This is a genomic window from Candidatus Halocynthiibacter alkanivorans (genome assembly GCF_003333265.1).
Taxonomy (GTDB): domain Bacteria; phylum Pseudomonadota; class Alphaproteobacteria; order Rhodobacterales; family Rhodobacteraceae; genus Halocyntiibacter_A; species Halocyntiibacter_A alkanivorans.
The window spans coordinates 35,621-51,496 of record NZ_QOLB01000149.1; the positions used below are offsets into that span (position 1 = coordinate 35,621).

The 15,876-nt window shown below is 61.6% G+C and carries 16 protein-coding genes and 1 pseudogene; 12 read left to right on the plus strand and 5 right to left on the minus strand.

The features are described 5' to 3' along the window. Positions 1 to 10 precede the first annotated feature (10 nt). From rplT to DWA01_RS19570, 8 genes are all read left to right on the plus strand, one after another. Complete coding sequence (gene rplT, locus DWA01_RS19535; RefSeq protein WP_114287487.1) at positions 11 to 373, plus strand: 50S ribosomal protein L20; 363 nt, start codon at positions 11 to 13, stop codon at positions 371 to 373. Between the two features lie 111 nt (positions 374 to 484). Then, on the plus strand, positions 485 to 1,555 hold the full coding sequence (gene pheS / locus DWA01_RS19540) for a phenylalanine--tRNA ligase subunit alpha (RefSeq protein ID WP_114287488.1): 1,071 nt from the start codon (positions 485 to 487) through the stop codon (positions 1,553 to 1,555). After that, entirely contained in the window at positions 1,552 to 1,974 is a 423-nt protein-coding gene (locus DWA01_RS19545) for an ASCH domain-containing protein (RefSeq protein ID WP_114287489.1), read from the plus strand. Before pheS ends, DWA01_RS19545 begins: the two co-directional genes overlap by 4 nt. 23 nt (positions 1,975 to 1,997) lie before the next feature. Then, positions 1,998 to 4,409, plus strand: coding sequence for a phenylalanine--tRNA ligase subunit beta (gene pheT, locus DWA01_RS19550; RefSeq protein WP_114287490.1), 2,412 nt, complete (start codon positions 1,998 to 2,000; stop codon positions 4,407 to 4,409). Positions 4,410 to 4,487: 78 nt separating this feature from the next. Then, the gene (locus tag DWA01_RS19555) at positions 4,488 to 4,937 is read left to right on the plus strand and encodes a YtoQ family protein (protein ID WP_114287491.1); all 450 of its coding nucleotides are present in this window, start codon (positions 4,488 to 4,490) and stop codon (positions 4,935 to 4,937) included. Between the two features lie 288 nt (positions 4,938 to 5,225). Further along, entirely contained in the window at positions 5,226 to 6,752 is a 1,527-nt protein-coding gene (locus DWA01_RS19560) for a GMC family oxidoreductase (protein WP_114287492.1), read from the plus strand. Between the two features lie 477 nt (positions 6,753 to 7,229). Then, complete coding sequence (locus tag DWA01_RS19565) at positions 7,230 to 7,691, plus strand: Lrp/AsnC family transcriptional regulator (RefSeq protein ID WP_114287493.1); 462 nt, start codon at positions 7,230 to 7,232, stop codon at positions 7,689 to 7,691. Then, entirely contained in the window at positions 7,688 to 8,227 is a 540-nt protein-coding gene (locus DWA01_RS19570; protein ID WP_114287494.1) for a P-loop NTPase family protein, read from the plus strand. The genes DWA01_RS19565 and DWA01_RS19570 overlap by 4 nt, the downstream gene beginning before the upstream one ends. Positions 8,228 to 8,254: 27 nt before the next feature. On the opposite strand, the gene DWA01_RS19575 is transcribed toward DWA01_RS19570, so the two are convergent. The 3 genes from DWA01_RS19575 to DWA01_RS19585 all read right to left on the minus strand — a co-directional run bounded on the left by DWA01_RS19575 (position 8,255) and on the right by DWA01_RS19585 (position 11,098). Next, positions 8,255 to 9,265: a DUF2182 domain-containing protein gene (locus DWA01_RS19575; protein ID WP_114287495.1), complete on the minus strand. Its 1,011-nt coding sequence runs from the start codon at positions 9,263 to 9,265 to the stop codon at positions 8,255 to 8,257. Between the two features lie 12 nt (positions 9,266 to 9,277). Continuing rightward, the gene (locus DWA01_RS19580) at positions 9,278 to 9,913 is read right to left on the minus strand and encodes a DUF1326 domain-containing protein (protein ID WP_114287504.1); all 636 of its coding nucleotides are present in this window, start codon (positions 9,911 to 9,913) and stop codon (positions 9,278 to 9,280) included. A 381-nt stretch (positions 9,914 to 10,294) separates the two neighbouring features. Beyond that, a complete protein-coding gene (locus tag DWA01_RS19585; RefSeq protein WP_235008628.1) occupies positions 10,295 to 11,098 on the minus strand; it encodes a HalD/BesD family halogenase in 804 nt (267 codons plus the stop codon). Positions 11,099 to 11,205: 107 nt separating this feature from the next. Here DWA01_RS19585 and DWA01_RS19590 point away from each other — a divergent pair, with 107 nt between their 5' ends. Then, positions 11,206 to 12,111 carry a LysR family transcriptional regulator gene (locus DWA01_RS19590; protein ID WP_114287496.1) on the plus strand — a complete coding sequence of 302 codons (906 nt, stop codon included), beginning with the start codon at positions 11,206 to 11,208 and terminating at the stop codon, positions 12,109 to 12,111. A gap of 296 nt (positions 12,112 to 12,407) precedes the next feature. Here the strand turns inward: DWA01_RS19590 and rpsU are convergent, their stop codons facing one another. Next, positions 12,408 to 12,614: a 30S ribosomal protein S21 gene (gene rpsU, locus DWA01_RS19595; protein WP_114287497.1), complete on the minus strand. Its 207-nt coding sequence runs from the start codon at positions 12,612 to 12,614 to the stop codon at positions 12,408 to 12,410. 123 nt (positions 12,615 to 12,737) lie between these two features. On the opposite strand from rpsU, the pseudogene DWA01_RS19600 reads away from it, so the two are divergent. Both DWA01_RS19600 and DWA01_RS19605 read left to right on the plus strand, forming a co-directional pair. After that, positions 12,738 to 13,415: pseudogene (locus tag DWA01_RS19600) on the plus strand (COQ9 family protein); the annotation flags it as partial. Positions 13,416 to 13,558: 143 nt separating this feature from the next. Further along, on the plus strand, positions 13,559 to 14,533 hold the full coding sequence (locus DWA01_RS19605; protein WP_114287499.1) for an NAD(P)H-quinone oxidoreductase: 975 nt from the start codon (positions 13,559 to 13,561) through the stop codon (positions 14,531 to 14,533). 53 nt (positions 14,534 to 14,586) lie between these two features. Here the strand turns inward: DWA01_RS19605 and DWA01_RS19610 are convergent, their stop codons facing one another. Further along, positions 14,587 to 14,898 carry a hypothetical protein gene (locus DWA01_RS19610; protein WP_114287500.1) on the minus strand — a complete coding sequence of 104 codons (312 nt, stop codon included), beginning with the start codon at positions 14,896 to 14,898 and terminating at the stop codon, positions 14,587 to 14,589. Between the two features lie 138 nt (positions 14,899 to 15,036). Here DWA01_RS19610 and DWA01_RS19615 point away from each other — a divergent pair, with 138 nt between their 5' ends. After that, complete coding sequence (locus DWA01_RS19615) at positions 15,037 to 15,846, plus strand: YdcF family protein (RefSeq protein ID WP_160116081.1); 810 nt, start codon at positions 15,037 to 15,039, stop codon at positions 15,844 to 15,846. Positions 15,847 to 15,876: the final 30 nt, after the last annotated feature.

A 15,876-nucleotide genomic window follows, 5' to 3' on the forward strand; every position in this document is an offset into this window, starting at 1 on the left:
AGCCGCCAAAATGTCACGCGTTAAAGGTGGTACCGTAACCCACGCCCGTCACAGAAAAGTAATCAAAGCTGCAAAAGGCTATTATGGCGCCCGTAGCCGTAACTTCCGTACAGCTACACAAGCCGTTGATAAGGCTAACCAGTACGCGACACGCGACCGGAAAGTCCGGAAGCGTAATTTCCGTTCGCTCTGGATCCAGCGGATCAACGCTGCTGTGCGCAGCCATGACGAAACTCTGACATATTCGCGCTTCATCAACGGTCTGGCTATGGCCGGTATCGAAGTGGACCGGAAAGTTCTTGCTGACCTGGCTGTACATGAGCCCGAAGCATTTACAGCGATCGTTGAAAAGGCTCAGGCCGCGCTCGCATAAACCCATCCGGGTTTGAAGAATCAGAAGCCGCGGACCTTCCAGGTCTCGCGGCTTCTTGTGTTTTACCCCCTGTGTGATAGCACCACGGGGATGAATTCCAGGGGGTCGGTCATGGACGATCTGAGAGACAAATACCTGGGCGCGGTTTCCGGCGCCTCTGACGAAGCAGCTTTGGAAGACATTCGTCTTCAGGCGGTGGGCAAAAAAGGCGAAGTGGCGCTGAAAATGCGGGAGCTGGGCAAGATGACGCCCGAAGAACGCAAGCTGATGGGCCCGAAGCTGAATGCGTTGAAAGACGAGATCACTTCGGCATTGGCGGCGAAAAAAGCGGCGCTGGAAGATGTAGCTCTGGAAGAACGGCTGCAATCTGAATGGCTTGATGTGACGTTGCCCGGCCGCAGCCGTGGCAAAGGGTCGATCCACCCGGTCAGCCAGGTCTCAGAAGAGATCTATGCGATCTTTGCCGATCTTGGTTTTGCGGTGGCCGAAGGGCCGCAGGTCGAATCCGACTGGTACAATTTTGATTCGCTGAATATCCCGCCCCATCACCCGGCGCGGCAGGAGTTCGACACGTTCTATATGCACCGCGCGGCGGATGATGAACGCGCCCCCCACGTGCTGCGCACCCATACCAGCCCGGTGCAGATCCGCGCTATGGAAGCCCAGGGCGCTCCGATCCGGGTGATTGCGCCCGGGCGTGTCTATCGCTGCGATTATGACCAGACCCATACGCCGATGTTCCACCAGGTCGAAGGCATGGCGATCGGCAAAGACATCTCAATGGCCAATCTGAAATGGGTGCTGGAAGAATTCTTCCACGCGTTTTTTGGCATCAAGGTCAAAACCCGCTTTCGCGCGTCCCATTTCCCGTTCACGGAACCCTCGGCTGAAGTTGATATTCAGTGTTCCTGGGTCGATGGTCAGCTGCGCATCGGCGAAGGTGACGGTTGGATGGAGGTGCTGGGCTCCGGCATGATGCACCCTAAGGTGTTGAAAGCCGGCGGTATTGATCCCGATCAGTACCAGGGTTTCGCCTTTGGTATCGGCATCGACCGGCTGGCGATGTTGAAATACGGCATCCCCGATCTACGCGCGTTTTTCGATTCCGACCTGCGCTGGCTGCGCCACTACGGCTTTGCCTCGCTTGATATGCCAACTTTACACGGAGGCCTGAGCAAATGAGCGACGACATGGAAGACCTGCAGGTCACTTACCCCGGTGCCGGCACCTTTAAATTTGGCGACAGCCAGGCGCTGTCCGACCGGCTGATCTCGCTGGTGCGCTCCGGCAAAAAGACCGCCACCTGTGGTGCCTTTGCCGAGTTTGAAGACGATCTGGACGCGATGCCGATGGTCGGGCGATGTGATATTGCTGCCAACTGGGACGACAGTCTGGCATTGGTGATCAAAACAACCAAAGTGGAGAAAGTCCGCTTTGGTGATGTCACGCAAGACATGGCTCTGGCTGAGGGTGAAGACGACACGCTCGAGGGTTGGCGCAAAAGCCATCAGGCCTATTTCGAACGCAACGGCGGGTTTGATCCCGAAATGGTTTTAGTGTTCGAACACTTTGAATTGGTTGAGGATTTGGCAGACCGGTAACCGGTGCCGAAAGAGGAAACGATATGAAATTCACACTTTCCTGGCTGAAAGAGCACCTCGAAACCGAGGCGACGCTTGATGAGATCGTCTATGCGCTGACCGATCTCGGGCTTGAGGTCGAAGAGGTGGTGAACCCTGCGGAACGCCTGGCCTCCTTTACCATCGCCAAGGTCACTCATGCCGAAAAACACCCGGATGCGGACAAGCTGCGGGTGTGCAAAGTTGCCTCAGACGCGGGCGAGATCCAGATCGTCTGTGGTGCCCATAATGCGCGTGCCGGCATCACTGTGGTTCTGTGCAAGCCCGGCAGCTATATCCCGGGTCTGGATATCACCATCAAGGTGGGCAATATCCGGGGTGTCGAAAGCTTTGGCATGATGGCGTCCGAGCGTGAGCTGGAACTGTCAGACGAGCATGACGGCATTATCGAGCTGCCTTCCGGCGAAGTTGGCCAGACCTTCGTGTCCTGGCTGGCGAAAAACGAGCCAACCAAAGTCGATCCGGTGATAGAGATTGCCATCACCCCCAACCGGCCTGATGCGCTTGGAATTGAGGGCATTGCCCGCGATCTGTCCGCGCGCGGTCTTGGTACGTTGAAGCCCCGTAAGCGGCTGAAGGTAGAGGGTAAATTCCCCAGCCCGATTGGCATTACCATCGACAGTGATACCCGTGGCAACGGCTGTGAAGTGTTCATGGGCCGCCTGATCAAAGGTGTGAAAAACGGTCCGAGCCCCGAATGGTTGCAGGAGCGTCTGCGGGCCATCGGTCTGCGACCGATCTCGGCGCTGGTGGACGTGACCAACTTTTTCACCATGGATGCCAACCGTCCGCTGCATGTGTTTGACGCGGCAAAAGTGACCGGTGATCTGCGCATTCACCGCAGCCAGGGCGGCGAGACCCTGGTCGGGCTGGACGAAAAAGAATATACGTTCGCGCCTGGCATGGTGGTGATCTCTGACGAGCATAACATTGAAAGCATTGCCGGAATCATGGGCGGTCTGGCCACAGGCTGCACTGAGGACACCACCGATGTGTTCCTGGAAGCCGCCATCTGGGACCCGATCCAGATTGCGGCGACAGGCCGTACGCTGAAGATCAACTCTGACGCACGTTACCGCAATGAGCGTGGCATTGATCCCGCGTTCAATGCCGATGCGATTGAACTGGCGACGCAGATGATCCTCGATCTCTGTGGGGGTGAGCCCTCTGATGTGGTGATCGCCGGTGAAGTGCCGGATGTCAGCCGCGCCTACCGTCTTGATACCGACCGGGTGCAAAGTCTGGTGGGCATGGAAATCCCTGCTGAGGATCAACGCAAGACATTGACCGCACTTGGTTTTGTTTTGGATGGCGATATGGCTCAAGTGCCAAGCTGGCGCCCGGATGTGACCGGCGAAGCCGATCTGATCGAAGAGGTGGCGCGGGTCGCTTCGCTGACCAAATTGCAGGGTGTTCCGATGGCACGTCCTGTGCCCGGGGTGGCGGAGCAGATCCTGACGCCGATGCAGGTGCGCGAAAGCACCGCCCGGCGTACCACCGCGTCGCTTGGTTATAACGAATGCGTAACCTACAGTTTTATCGACAAAAAATCGGCGAAACTGTTTGACGGTGGTACCGATGCTACCATGCTGGACAACCCGATTTCCAGCGAGATGAGCCACATGCGCCCGTCACTTTTGCCGGGTCTGCTGCAGGCTGCAAGCCGCAATCAGGCGCGTGGTTTCGCGGATATGGCGCTGTTTGAGGTTGGCCCGGTGTTTCACGGCGGCGAACCTGGTGAACAGCAGCTGTTGCTGAGCGGCATTCTGATCGGCGCGACCGGTCCCAAAGACGTGCATGGCGCGCGCCGTATAGTCGATCTCTATGACGCCAAGGCGGATGCCGAAGCCGTGCTTTCGGCAATCGGTGCTCCTGCTAAGTCTCAGATATTGCGCGGTGTTTCCGCCTGGTGGCATCCTGGACGTTCGGGCAAAATTTGTCTGGGTCCGAAAAAAGTCATGGCGGTATTTGGCGAAATCCATCCAAAGATCCTGCGCGAAATGGACGTGAAAGGCCCGGCGGTTGGATTTACCGTGTTCCTGCAGGAACCGCCTTTTGCGCGCAAAAAAGGCGCCACACGTGCGGCGCTTAAGCTGAATGACCTGCAAGCGGTAGAGCGGGATTTTGCCTTTGTTGTCAATGACAACGTCGAATCTCTGACGCTGGTGAATGCTGCTGTTGGTGTCGATAAAGTGCTGATTGAAACGGTGCGGGTCTTTGACGAGTTCAAAGGCGAAAAAGCCGAAGCGCAGATGGGGGCGGGCAAAAAGTCGATCGCCATAACCGTGCGCTTGCAGCCGGTTGATAAGACCTTGAAAGAAAAAGACATTGAAGCGGTGGCGACCCGGATCGTTGAGAAGGTCAGCAAAGTCACCGGTGGCACGCTGCGCGGTTGATTTCAGCACTGCAGCGCGACAGAATGTGGGTAACGGGCGCGGGAATCTCTCGCGCCCTTTTTATTATAAGAGGTTGATATGACACTTAAAATCTATCTGTCCGGCGAAATTCACACCGACTGGCGCGACCAGATCATCACCGGCGCCAAGGGTTTGGACGTGGAATTCAGCGCCCCGGTGACTGATCATGCGGCGTCTGATGATTGCGGCGTGGCGATCATGGGCGCAGAAGAGAACAAGTTCTGGCACGACAACAAAGGCGCAAAGCTCAATGCGATCCGCACCCGCCATGCCATTGAAAACGCTGACATTGTCGTGGTTCGCTTTGGCGATAAATACAAACAGTGGAACGCGGCTTTTGATGCCGGATTTGCATCGGCGCTGGGGAAATCCCTGATTGTGCTGCACGGGCCGGACATCCAGCACCCGCTGAAAGAGGTCGATGCCGCCGCGCTGGCGGTGACCGAAACGCCGGGCCAGGTGGTCGAAATCCTGCGCTATGTGTTGAGCGGCGCGCTGCCGGGTTAGGCCGCATTAAACGCTGCGGACTTATGTGAAATTTGCACGTTTCAGCGCATGAGGTGTGCAAAACCGGGAACAGGCTGGCAACTTTCGCCAGCACCTTCCGCCCGGTGCATGCGCCCCGGCTGCCCCCTCAGGCCGGGACCTGGCCTGCCAGAGGCCGGGGGAGGCGGGGCGGCCTTTTCTGAAAATCGTGCCCTCGCGCTGACGCGACGTCTTTGCCAGCATCGGCCGCTGCCGTGCCAGGCTGGGCTCCAAGGCCGCAGACAGGCGCCCCGGTGCGGGAGGCACAGAATGGATTTTGATTATGTGGTTGTCGGTGGTGGATCCGCCGGCTCGGTGCTGGCGGCGCGGCTGAGCGAGGACCCTTCGGTCACCGTGGCGCTGATTGAGAGCGGCGGGACCGGAAAAAGTCTTTTTGTCCGCGCCCCGGCGCTGGTGGCGGCGATGGTGTCCGGGCGGCCAAAAATCAACAACTGGAGTTTTCAGACCACGCCCCAGCCCGGGCTGAACGGGCGGCGGGGGTTGCAGCCGCGCGGCCGCGCGCTTGGCGGCTCCAGTGCCATCAATGCAATGCTCTATGTGCGCGGTCACCGGCGCGATTTTGATGAATGGGCCGATCTGGGCTGTACCGGCTGGGACTGGGCGTCGGTGCTGCCGTATTTCCGCAAATCTGAGGCCAATATACGCGGTGCCTGTTCCCTGCACGGCGCAGACGGGCCATTGCAGGTGGCGGAACAGTCAGAGCCCCGGGCGGTCTCACAGGCGTTTGTCAAAGCCGCTTCTGAGGCGCAAATCCCTGCCAACGCGGATTTCAACGGCGCCTGCCAGCACGGCGCCGGCTTGTTTCAGGTGACGCAGTTCTCCTCTGGTTCAAAACGCGGCGAGCGCTGTTCCGCCGCGGCTGCTTATCTGCATCCGGTGCAGGGCCGGGCGAACCTGCGCGTCTTTACCCGCCGCGATGTGGCGCGGTTGGTGATGGAAGGCAGGCGCGCCGTCGGCGTCATGTGTGTGGACGGCACAGTGATCGGCGCGCGGCGCGAAGTTGTGCTTGCGGCAGGCGCTTTTGGCTCCCCGAAAATCCTGCAGCTCTCGGGCATTGGCGCGGCGGAGGATCTCGGCGCCCACGGGATTGAGGTGGTGCATGATCTGCCCGGCGTCGGGCGCAATCTGCAGGATCATCTGGATTACACCGTTTCCCACAGATCGCGGCGCCGCGACGGCAGTGGCCTGTTCGCCACCCCTTATGGCGAGGCCGGGGCTTTTCTACGCTCGGACCCGTCGCTGGCGCGGCCGGATCTGCAGCTGCATTTTGTGATTGGCATTGTGGATGATCACATGCGCCGCATCCATCTTGCGCATGGCTATTCCTGTCATGTCTGCGTCTTGCGTCCCGAGAGCCGGGGGCGGGTCGCCCTCGCCTCAGCGGACCCCGGGGCGGCGCCTGTGATTGATCCGGGTTTTTTGAACGACGGGCGGGACATGGCGGTGCTGAAACGCGGCGCGCGCCTGATGGAGGGGGTGCTGCAGGCGGCGGCGCTTACGCCCTGGCGTGGCAAGCGGCTCTATCCGCATGACGGGTCAGATGCGGCGCTTGAGGCCGATATCCGGGCCCGCGCCGATACGATCTACCACCCGGTGGGCACGTGCAAAATGGGTGTGGATGAGATGGCGGTGGTGGATCCGCAGCTGCGGGTGCATGGCATTGAGGGTTTGCGGGTGGTGGACGCGTCGGTGATGCCACGGCTGACCGGGGGCAATACCAATGCGCCGACAATTATGATTGCAGAAAAGGCCGCGGATATGATGCGCACCGGATGAGGCGTGCCCGTGAAGCTGCGGCGGCCGCTGCGCGAAATGCGGGCGGTGCCGCAGCACTGTATTGCAGGTGTCGTGGCGGCGTGGGCGCGGGGTGTCAGGTCTGGGTGCGGACTGCCGCGCCCTTAAGAAGGGGCGATCCGGCCCGCGGGCGTGGCGCAAGTTGACTGCCGGCGCCACCGTTCTCGCCGCCACCTCAGTGGCACGGCCGTTACCTCAGTGCCGTTTCCGCCGTCGCTCCTGATGTCACAGCTCCCGCCGCCTCAGTAGCCCCGCGACAACCTTAAAGCCGTTCCCGCCATCGCTCCTGTCCGCCGCTTCCGCCGCCGCCCGGTCGCGGGTCCCCGCTGCGGGCTCCGGCGACCGGGCGGCGGTCCTCCAGTGCTCCTCCTGCGGTGGCGAGCGTATCGTTGCGCTGTTGCCAATCGGCGTCAGGATGGCCACATTGCGACAAGGTATGCAAGATCCGGGGACGAACAGATGGCTGAACTTGATGACACCGACCGCCGCATTCTGGCGGTGCTGCAAAAACAGGGGCGGATTTCCAATTCGGATCTGTCCGAACGGGTGCATCTGTCGGCGTCGGCCTGTCACCGCCGGGTGCAGCGTATGGAGCGCGAGGGGTTTATCCGCGATTACGTGGCGCTGCTGGACGCGCGCCGGGTGGATCTGCCGGCAACAGTGTTTGTGGAAATCACCCTGTCAGGTCAGGCGGATGAGGTGCTGGATGCGTTTGAGCGCGAGGTGGCGCTGATCCCGGATGTGCTGGAATGTCACCTGATGGCGGGCACGGCGGATTATCTGCTGAAAGTTGTGACGCGGGACACCGATCATTTCGCCCAGCTGCACCGGCGCTATCTGGCGCGGTTGCCCGGGGTGCAGGGCATGCAGAGCTCGTTTTCACTGCGCACCGTGGTCAATACCACGGCGCTGCCGGTGTGAGGCCGCCCTGTCGGGTGCATATTACCGGGCCGGGCGGGTCCGGGGTGACCAGCCTCGGGCGGGCGCTGGCGCAGCATTGGGCGGTGCCCTGCCACGACACAGACGATTATTTCTGGCAGCCAACCACACCGGCCTGCCAGCTGAAATGCGATGCGGCCGCACGGCTGGCGCTGATGCGGCAGATGTTTCTTCCCGGCCCGGCCAGGGCGCTGTCGGGCGCGCTGGAGACCTGGAGCGCTGAAGTTGAGCCTTATTTCGATCTGGTCATCCTGCTGCGGCTTGATCCGGCGCTGCGCATGAAGAGCCTCAGGACGCGGGAGGTCGCGCGCTATGGCGCAGCAGCGCTGGCGCCGGGCGGGGCCATGCATGCCGCCAGCCGGGAGTTTATGGACTGGGCGGCGCTGTATGATCTGCCAGACACCGGCCGTCGCAGTCGCGCGCGGCATCTGGAGTGGACCGCCGGACTGAAATGCCCGGTGATGGAGCTGGACAGTTCGGCGCCGGTGGTCGCGCTGCAACAAGCGGTTGTCGGGTGATGCCGGGCTGCGTTCCGGGGTTTTGCCCTAGTAGAACAATACCACCAGCCCTGCCAGGATTAATGCCACGCCGGTGAGTTTTGGGATCAGGGCGCTGTAGGGCAGGGTTTTCTCGGCGATGACATAGAACGCGAGGCCGGCGATCCAGAACAGGTTCATGATGCCGCCGACAAAGAGCAGCGCCATCAGGGCCCAGCAGCAGCCGAGGCAAAACGTGCCGTGATGTGCGCCCATCTGCAGCGCGCCGCGCGCACCAGGGCGCCGGTGCCGGGTCAGAAACTGCGCCGGGGAACGGCAATGGTCAAGGCAGGCGTTTTTCAGGGCAGAGAACTGGTACAGCCCGGCAAGTATCAGCACGGTGCCGGCGAGGCCGGAGGAGCTGATCTTCATCAAAGCCGGCGCCACCAGGCCTGCGTGCCCCAGCCCCCATTGCAGCGCGGTCGCCACCAGGCTGAACAGGGCCCAGATCAACAGATAACCAGTAAGGAACAACAGGGCTAACCCTGGTGCTTTGTCCTGGTCCGCGCCCTGGCGTTTCAGCGCGGTGAACAGCAGCAGGGCTGGCGCGGCGCTGGGGGTCATCATCGCAATCATCATCACCCACCACATCAGCGCCACCAGGATGGCATAGCCCGGCGTCCACGTGGTTGCAGCGACCATTGGCATGGCAGCTGGCGGCGGGTCGGATGACGGGCTCGCGGCGGGCGGCAGAGCGGTTGACGGCATGACGGTTTGTGATGTCAGTTCCATCCGGGCCATATCAAGGGCAGACATGTCCATGCCGACGCCGACAACCGTATAGGTGAACGCCAGCACGACGATTGCCGCCGCCGCCAGCAGCACAATCAGCTGGTCGCGGCGGGCGAGGCGTTCGGCGATACCGGGACCAGCTGTGGCCGCCCGTGCAGGACCGGTGGCGTGCCCGGCGGTGCCCTTGTGGCTGCGGGCACTGGCGCCGGCCCTGGCGTTGCTCGCGGTACTGGCCGCGCGACCGGGACCGGTGCTGGTTCCGGTGGCGGGCGGGAGTTTTGTCCCCATCGTAGCGCCTTGTCAGCGCACCACGCCGGCACCGGTGAGATGCAGCTGGGCCAGGTGCGCATGGGTGTTATTGTTTTTCAGCAGTGAAATAGCGCCGCCGGAGGTGGTGGTACTGCCGCTGGCCATTTCGGCAACGTCAAATTCAAACCCGTGTGGCAGGTTGATTCTGATCCGGTGCGGATCGCCGGTGACAATATTAGGAATCGGTTTGACGTTGATTTCGACCACACCGGAGACCGAGCCCTTTCCGGTGCGCGCCTCGGGATCCATGTCGATTGAAACGGGTTTATAGAGCGTGTCGTGTTTGGTCGGGGCCATCGCGGAATAGACAAACCACATGGTTGCCATTTCAGTGGTGTCGCGGCCGTTCATGATTTCCCCAAGCGCGGCGCGCTGTTCAGCGCTGGCGCTTTCGTCAATGATCAGCTGCATCTCGCCATTGCCTTCGTGGATGGGGCCGGGCCATTTATAGACGGCGGCGGCGCGCAGCCCGTCGAGATTTACATCGCCGTAATGGCCTTTGTTGATGTTGAAGAACACCGCCGCTTCGCAGGTGCCGTCGCTGGGCAAAACGGCGAACTGGCACGGGCAGCCAAAATTGCAATTGCAGTTGGTGAGTTCTGCGCCCTGGATACTCCACTCTGTCATGATTTGATCCCTCGTTAAGTGACACTGACGACGGGCGGAATGCCCGTCCGAGATGGCGCTGGCCTGTGTCTCTGTCCCAAGGGTGCGGTTTCTGTCGTAGCGCAGGTTTGAAATTGCCGGAGGCTGCAAAATACGGTGCGACCGCTGCGTGACCGTAGCAAGAAAATGCGGAAAAATCCATATGAGAGGCAGAGGCGCGGCGATCAGGTCAAAAAGCCGCCCGTAACGCCATGGTTTTGCGCTGCAGGCGGTGGGCCGGATCGGGGGCCGGATCAGCGCGGCCTGCAGGAGGGGGGCTGCGATTTTCGCCCCGCCTGCCGCCCATGGCCGCTGTTCTGCAGGCCACGGGCGGCAGCTGTGTGCCGGTGCAACCAAAAAAGCTCAGCCGGTGCGGCCAAAAAAGGTCAGGCGGGCTTTTTCTGACAGCGCGATGCCGGGGGCGGAATTATAGGCCAGCACCGCCAGCATGCGGGTGCGGGCGCCCAGGTTCGGCGCCACCCGGTGGATGGAATTGCGGCCGCGGAACAGCACCAGAGTACCGGCCCCGGCGATGATTTGCTGCACAGCTGTTTTGCCGTCGAGCACGTCGGCCACAGCACCGTAGGCCATATCGCCGGTATCGGCGTCACGCACATCGCTGACATATTCAAACGCGCCGCCGCGTTCGGGCGGCTGCACCATCAGGGTGATGGCAAAAGAAGAATTGTCAAAATGCCAGCCCAACTCCTGGCCGGTTTGTGCATAGTGCAGATTGATTGAGGACAGCGGGTCTGCGTACTCAAAAAGCGCGCTTTCGCCCAGCACCTGGCACAGGAAGCTGCGAAATTCCGGTGCATTGTAGAGCGTGCGCAGGGCGGAATCAGCCGGCACCACATCATCGGTGATGCAGCCCTTTGACGAGGTCACCAGCCGGTTGCGGGCATGGTCTTCGGCAAACGCGGGGTCCTGCGGGCTGAGATAGACCGTGTGCTGCGCCGCGCTGGCGTAGACCCGGTGCTGATTGGCGTCTCCCTCGGAATGGATGGCTTTGACTGCGGCCGCGGTGGTGAAATCCGGCATGACCAGCACGCCAGTGTCGTCGATTTTTGCGCGGCAGGCGCTCTGAAAGGCTGTATCGCCAAGGGGATAGCTGTGCAGGTCTACAATCTGGTTCAGGGTCATTTGGGTTTGCGTCTCGGTTTTCATTTCGGGGCTCCTTTGCCGGTTGCTGCGAGATTAGACCCGATACAAAGATTGAAAAAACTGTATTATTTGTGCTTTAAGAAAAGAAATTCTTATTCAGGAGCGTCGCGATGATCAGACTCACGCTCAAACAATGCGAGTATTTTTGTGCGGTGGCGCGGTGCGGCGGTATTGCTGCGGCGGCGCGCGCGCTGGGTGTGTCACAGCCGGCGGTGGCCCAGGCGATGGACAAGCTGGAGGATATGACCGGGTTGGTGCTGCTGCGCCGGCTGCATGCGCGTGGCACTGAGCTGACGGCGCAGGGCGAAGCGTTCCTGTCCTACGCGACCGAGCTGGTGGTCTGCGGCACCGGTATCGAGGCTGCGGTGGAAAAGATCGCCGACAACCGCAGTGGCACCGTGCGGCTGGGCTGTTTTCAGTCGATTGCGCCGTTTTGTCTGGCGCGGATTGTGCGCGGCTACCGGGCGCTGGCACCGGATGTGGTGCTGGACGTTTCAGAAATGCTGCAGGAGGAGCTGAGCGAGGCGCTCACCCAGGGCACGCTTGATCTGGCGATTATGTATGATCTCGGGCTGGATCCGGGGCGGATCTCATGGCGGGCGCTGACCCAGGCACCGCCCTATCTGATTGTGCCGCCGGGGCACCGGCTGGCAGAGCGTCAAAGCGTTTCGGTGCGCGACATCGCAACGGAAGATTACATCCTGTTTGATGCGCCGCGCAGCCGGGACTATTTTTTCTCGATCTTTGCGCGTTATGGCATCGGACCGCGCATCGCCTTTCGCTCGCGCTCCATCGAATCGGTGCGTTGCAGCGTGGCCAACGGGCTTGGCGTGTCGATCCTGTCAATGCGCCCTGCCTCTGATGCGACCTATGACGGTGGCCAGGTGGTGCCCATCGCGCTGGAGGAAGAGCTGCCGCCGACGCCGGTGGTGCTGGCCCACAGCGCGGAGCGCCCACCAGGGGCGCTGGCCGTGGGCCTGGCGGATTATGTCGAGGACGTTTTCAGAGGGCTGTGACGGGCAGCTCGGAGCGTTGTGGGACTTGCGCCGGTGGGGCGGGGTGCTGCGCCCGTGTGTTGCGCCCGTGTGTTGCGCCCGGATGTTGTGAGCAGAGGAGCGCTGCGCCGGATGCCTGCCCGACCACGCGTCAGCCCCCATGTCAGTGCAACCGTCAGACGTCCGGGCGCACGTTGTGCGGGCAATGGGCAAAGGTCTGAGCGCCTCTGATCCCCGTCAGCCAAAAGAAAACCCCCGGCGCCGTGAGGCCCCAGGGGTTAAATTCCTGATCCCGGAGGATCAAAAGCGTAATCGTCTTAGAGGAGACCTTCACGCTGCGCTTTTTTCCGAGCCAGTTTACGGGCACGACGAATTGCTTCGGCGCTCTCGCGGGCTTTTTTCTCGGACGGTTTTTCAAAATGTTGCTTGAGCTTCATTTCACGAAAAACGCCTTCACGCTGAAGTTTCTTCTTCAGAGCACGAAGTGCCTGATCGACGTTGTTATCACGTACGCTTACCTGCATGTGGTTTTCACCACCTTTCTAGGTTGAATTTGCAAAATTGCAGGAATTGGCCGTATAGCAAAGCGATGTTATCTTGTCTACTATCGGGTGCATAGATTTTGAGAGGCTGTTTGAGAGGCTGTTATGCGTGTCGATACAACGGATGCCCCGCTGAAAGAGGCGCTGCTGGAGGCGGCGCTGGACCATGTGCCGTTTGACGGCTGGAGTCAGGCAACATTTGACGCCGCGGTGCAGGATTGCGCGGTCAGCGCGGAGCTGGCCCTGGCGGTCTGTCCGCGCGGTGCGGTGGATCTGGCGAGCGCCTATCACCGGCGTGGAGATGCGCAGATGCTGGCGGGTCTGGCGGCGGCGGATCTTACCGACATGCGCTTTCGCGACAAGATTGCGCTGGCGGTGCGGCTGCGCATTGAGGCCTCAGACATTGAAATGGTGCGCCGGGGTATGACCTTGTTTGCGCTGCCTTATTATGCGCCCGACGGCACCAGGCTGATGTGGGACACCTGTGATGCGATCTGGAATGCGCTGGGCGACACCTCTGAGGATGTGAACTGGTACAGCAAACGCATAAGCCTGTCGGGCGTCTATGCTGCCACGGTGCTGTTCTGGCTGGGCGATACTTCTGAGAGCCACGCCGACAGCTGGGAGTTTCTCGACCGGCGGGTCGAGGATGTGATGCGGATTGAAAAGGTCAAGGCCGGGGTGCGCGACAGCAAGTTGCTCTCTGGCCTGCTGGCGCTGCCGATGGCGGTGCTGGCCCAGGTGAAAGCACCGGCGGGGGCGCGGCGCCACGATGTGCCGGGCTATATGGACCCGGGTCAGGGCGGGGCGGACAGGGCTGCGGCAGATACGGGCCAAACGGACAGGGGCAGCGCGGATGCGGGCGCCCGGGACAACAGCGCTGCTGAGGCGGGCGTTGCGGATAAGGGAGCTGAGTCGTGAGCGAGATGAATTGCGTAGAGATTACCGCCGCAGGCGGGCCGGACGTCTTACAGCTGGCCCAGCGTGAAAGACCAGTGCCCCGCCTGGGCGAAGTGGTGATTAAAGTGGCATATGCCGGGGTGAACCGTCCGGACGCCTTGCAGCGCGCCGGGCTGTATGCGCCGCCCAGGGGCGCCAGCGATCTGCCGGGGCTTGAAGTGTCTGGCGAAGTCGTGGCGCTGGGGCCGGATGCCCAGGGCTGGGCGCTGGGGGATGCGGTCTGTGCGCTGGTGCCCGGCGGCGGATATGCGGAATATGTGGCGACCCAGGCCTCGCATTGCCTGCCGGTGCCTTCTGGGCTGAGCATGGCCGAGGCCGCCTGCTTGCCGGAGACCTTTTTCACCGTCTGGTCCAACGTGTTCATGCGCGGCGGGCTGCAGGCCGGCGAGCGGTTCCTGGTGCATGGCGGCTCCAGTGGCATCGGCACCACCGCGATCCAGCTGGCGCGTTCCTTTGGGGCGCGGGTGTTCACCACCGCAGGATCGGCAGAAAAATGCGCCGCCTGCACCGGGTTGGGCGCCGAAAAAGCAATAAATTACCGCGAGGATGATTTTGTCGAGGTGCTGAAGGCCGAGGGCGGCGCGCATCTGATTCTCGACATGGTGGGCGGTTCATACCTGCCGCGCAATGTGCGGGCGCTGGCGGATGATGGCCGGCTGGTGCAGATTGCCTTTTTGACCGGACCCAAGATCGAGCTGAATTTTGCCCAGGTGATGATGCGGCGCCTTACCATTACCGGCTCCACTCTGCGCCCCCAGAGCGATCTGGCCAAGGCGCGCATTGCCGATGAGCTGCTGGCCCGGGTCTGGCCGCTGATCGAGGCCGGTCAGGTCGGCCCGGTGATGGACAGCGAATTTGCGCTGGCCGACGCGGCGGGCGCCCATACAAAGCTGGAGGCCGGCAGCCACATCGGCAAGATCGTATTGAAAGTCGGCGGCTGAAGCGGGGGATTGAGAGCGTTTCGGGGCGGCGGTTCAGGCGTGTCGATTCGCGCCTAAATCACCACAATGCCCAGCGGGATCAGCACCAGCAAGAAGATCGCGGCGGGCAGGAAGGCGAGGAAGTTGAACATCACCGAGGTGAAGATGTTCAGAACCACCAGGCCCCAGATCATCATTTTCCAGCCCGGGTGGCGGCGCAGCATCCACAGGTTGCCTGCCACCAGCGCGATCCCAAAACTGACAAACAGCACCAGTTGCAGCATTGGCACCGGCACCACGGCGAGGCCCTGGCCTGCCAGCATCGGCAACACAAGGTTGAGGCCGAGAATTTCGGCGCTGGGGTTGCGGCGGCTTTTGGTCTTCATGGGGCACTCCGTCGGCTGGATGTTAACTTCATGAGTGTGTTTCGTTTCGGGTGCAAGACAATATAGTGGCCGGGAGCGGGATGGCTGGCGGGAGGACCGTTGGGTGGTCGCCGGGTGATGCGGGGTAAAGGGACCGGTATGGATAATGTATTTTTTGTGGTCTCAAAACTGTTCTGGTTTTTGGTGCGGCCGGAAAACCTGCCGCTTTTTCTGACCGTGGCAGCTCTGGTGGCGCTGCTGCGGCATCGCCGGCGTGGCGCGCTGTGGTTGCTGTCGTCAGGCGTGCTGCTGACGCTGCTGCTTGGCGCGCTGCCACTGGGGTATCTGGTGCTGCGGCCTTTGGAGGCGCGGTTTGCGCCCGGGCCTGAGGTCAGTGACCCGGCGGGTATCATCATTCTGGGCGGTGGCGAAGAATCGCGGCTGACGGCGGATCATGGGCAGTTTCAGACCAATGAGGCCGGGGAGAGGTTCTTGCAGGCGCTGGTGCTGGCGCGCAAATACCCGCAGGCAAAGCTGATATTCACCGGTGGCAGTGGCGCTGTGCTGGACCCGTCCGTTTCGGGCGCGGATGTGGCGCGCAAGATTTTTGCCGCTGCCGGCATCCCGCCTGGCCGGCTGATGTTTGAAAGCCGCTCGCGCAACACCTGGGAAAACGCGGTGAACACGCTGGAGCTGCTGGTGGCAACATCTGAAACAACGGAGGGGCCCTGGATCCTGCTGACCTCGGCCTTTCATATGCCGCGCAGTGTTGGTGTGTTTTGTGCGGCTGGCTGGCGGGATGTTGTTCCTTATCCGGTGGATTATCGCGCCCGGCCCGCCGGTCTGGAAGTGAGCTGGGACTATGCCGACCATCTGGATGATCTGAACACCGGGGTGCGCGAATGGATCGGGTTGCTGGTCTACCGGATCACCGGCAAAACAGGCGCGCTGTTTCCTGGTGGCTGCTGAGCGGCGTGGGCCGGGTGACGGGCGCGGGGC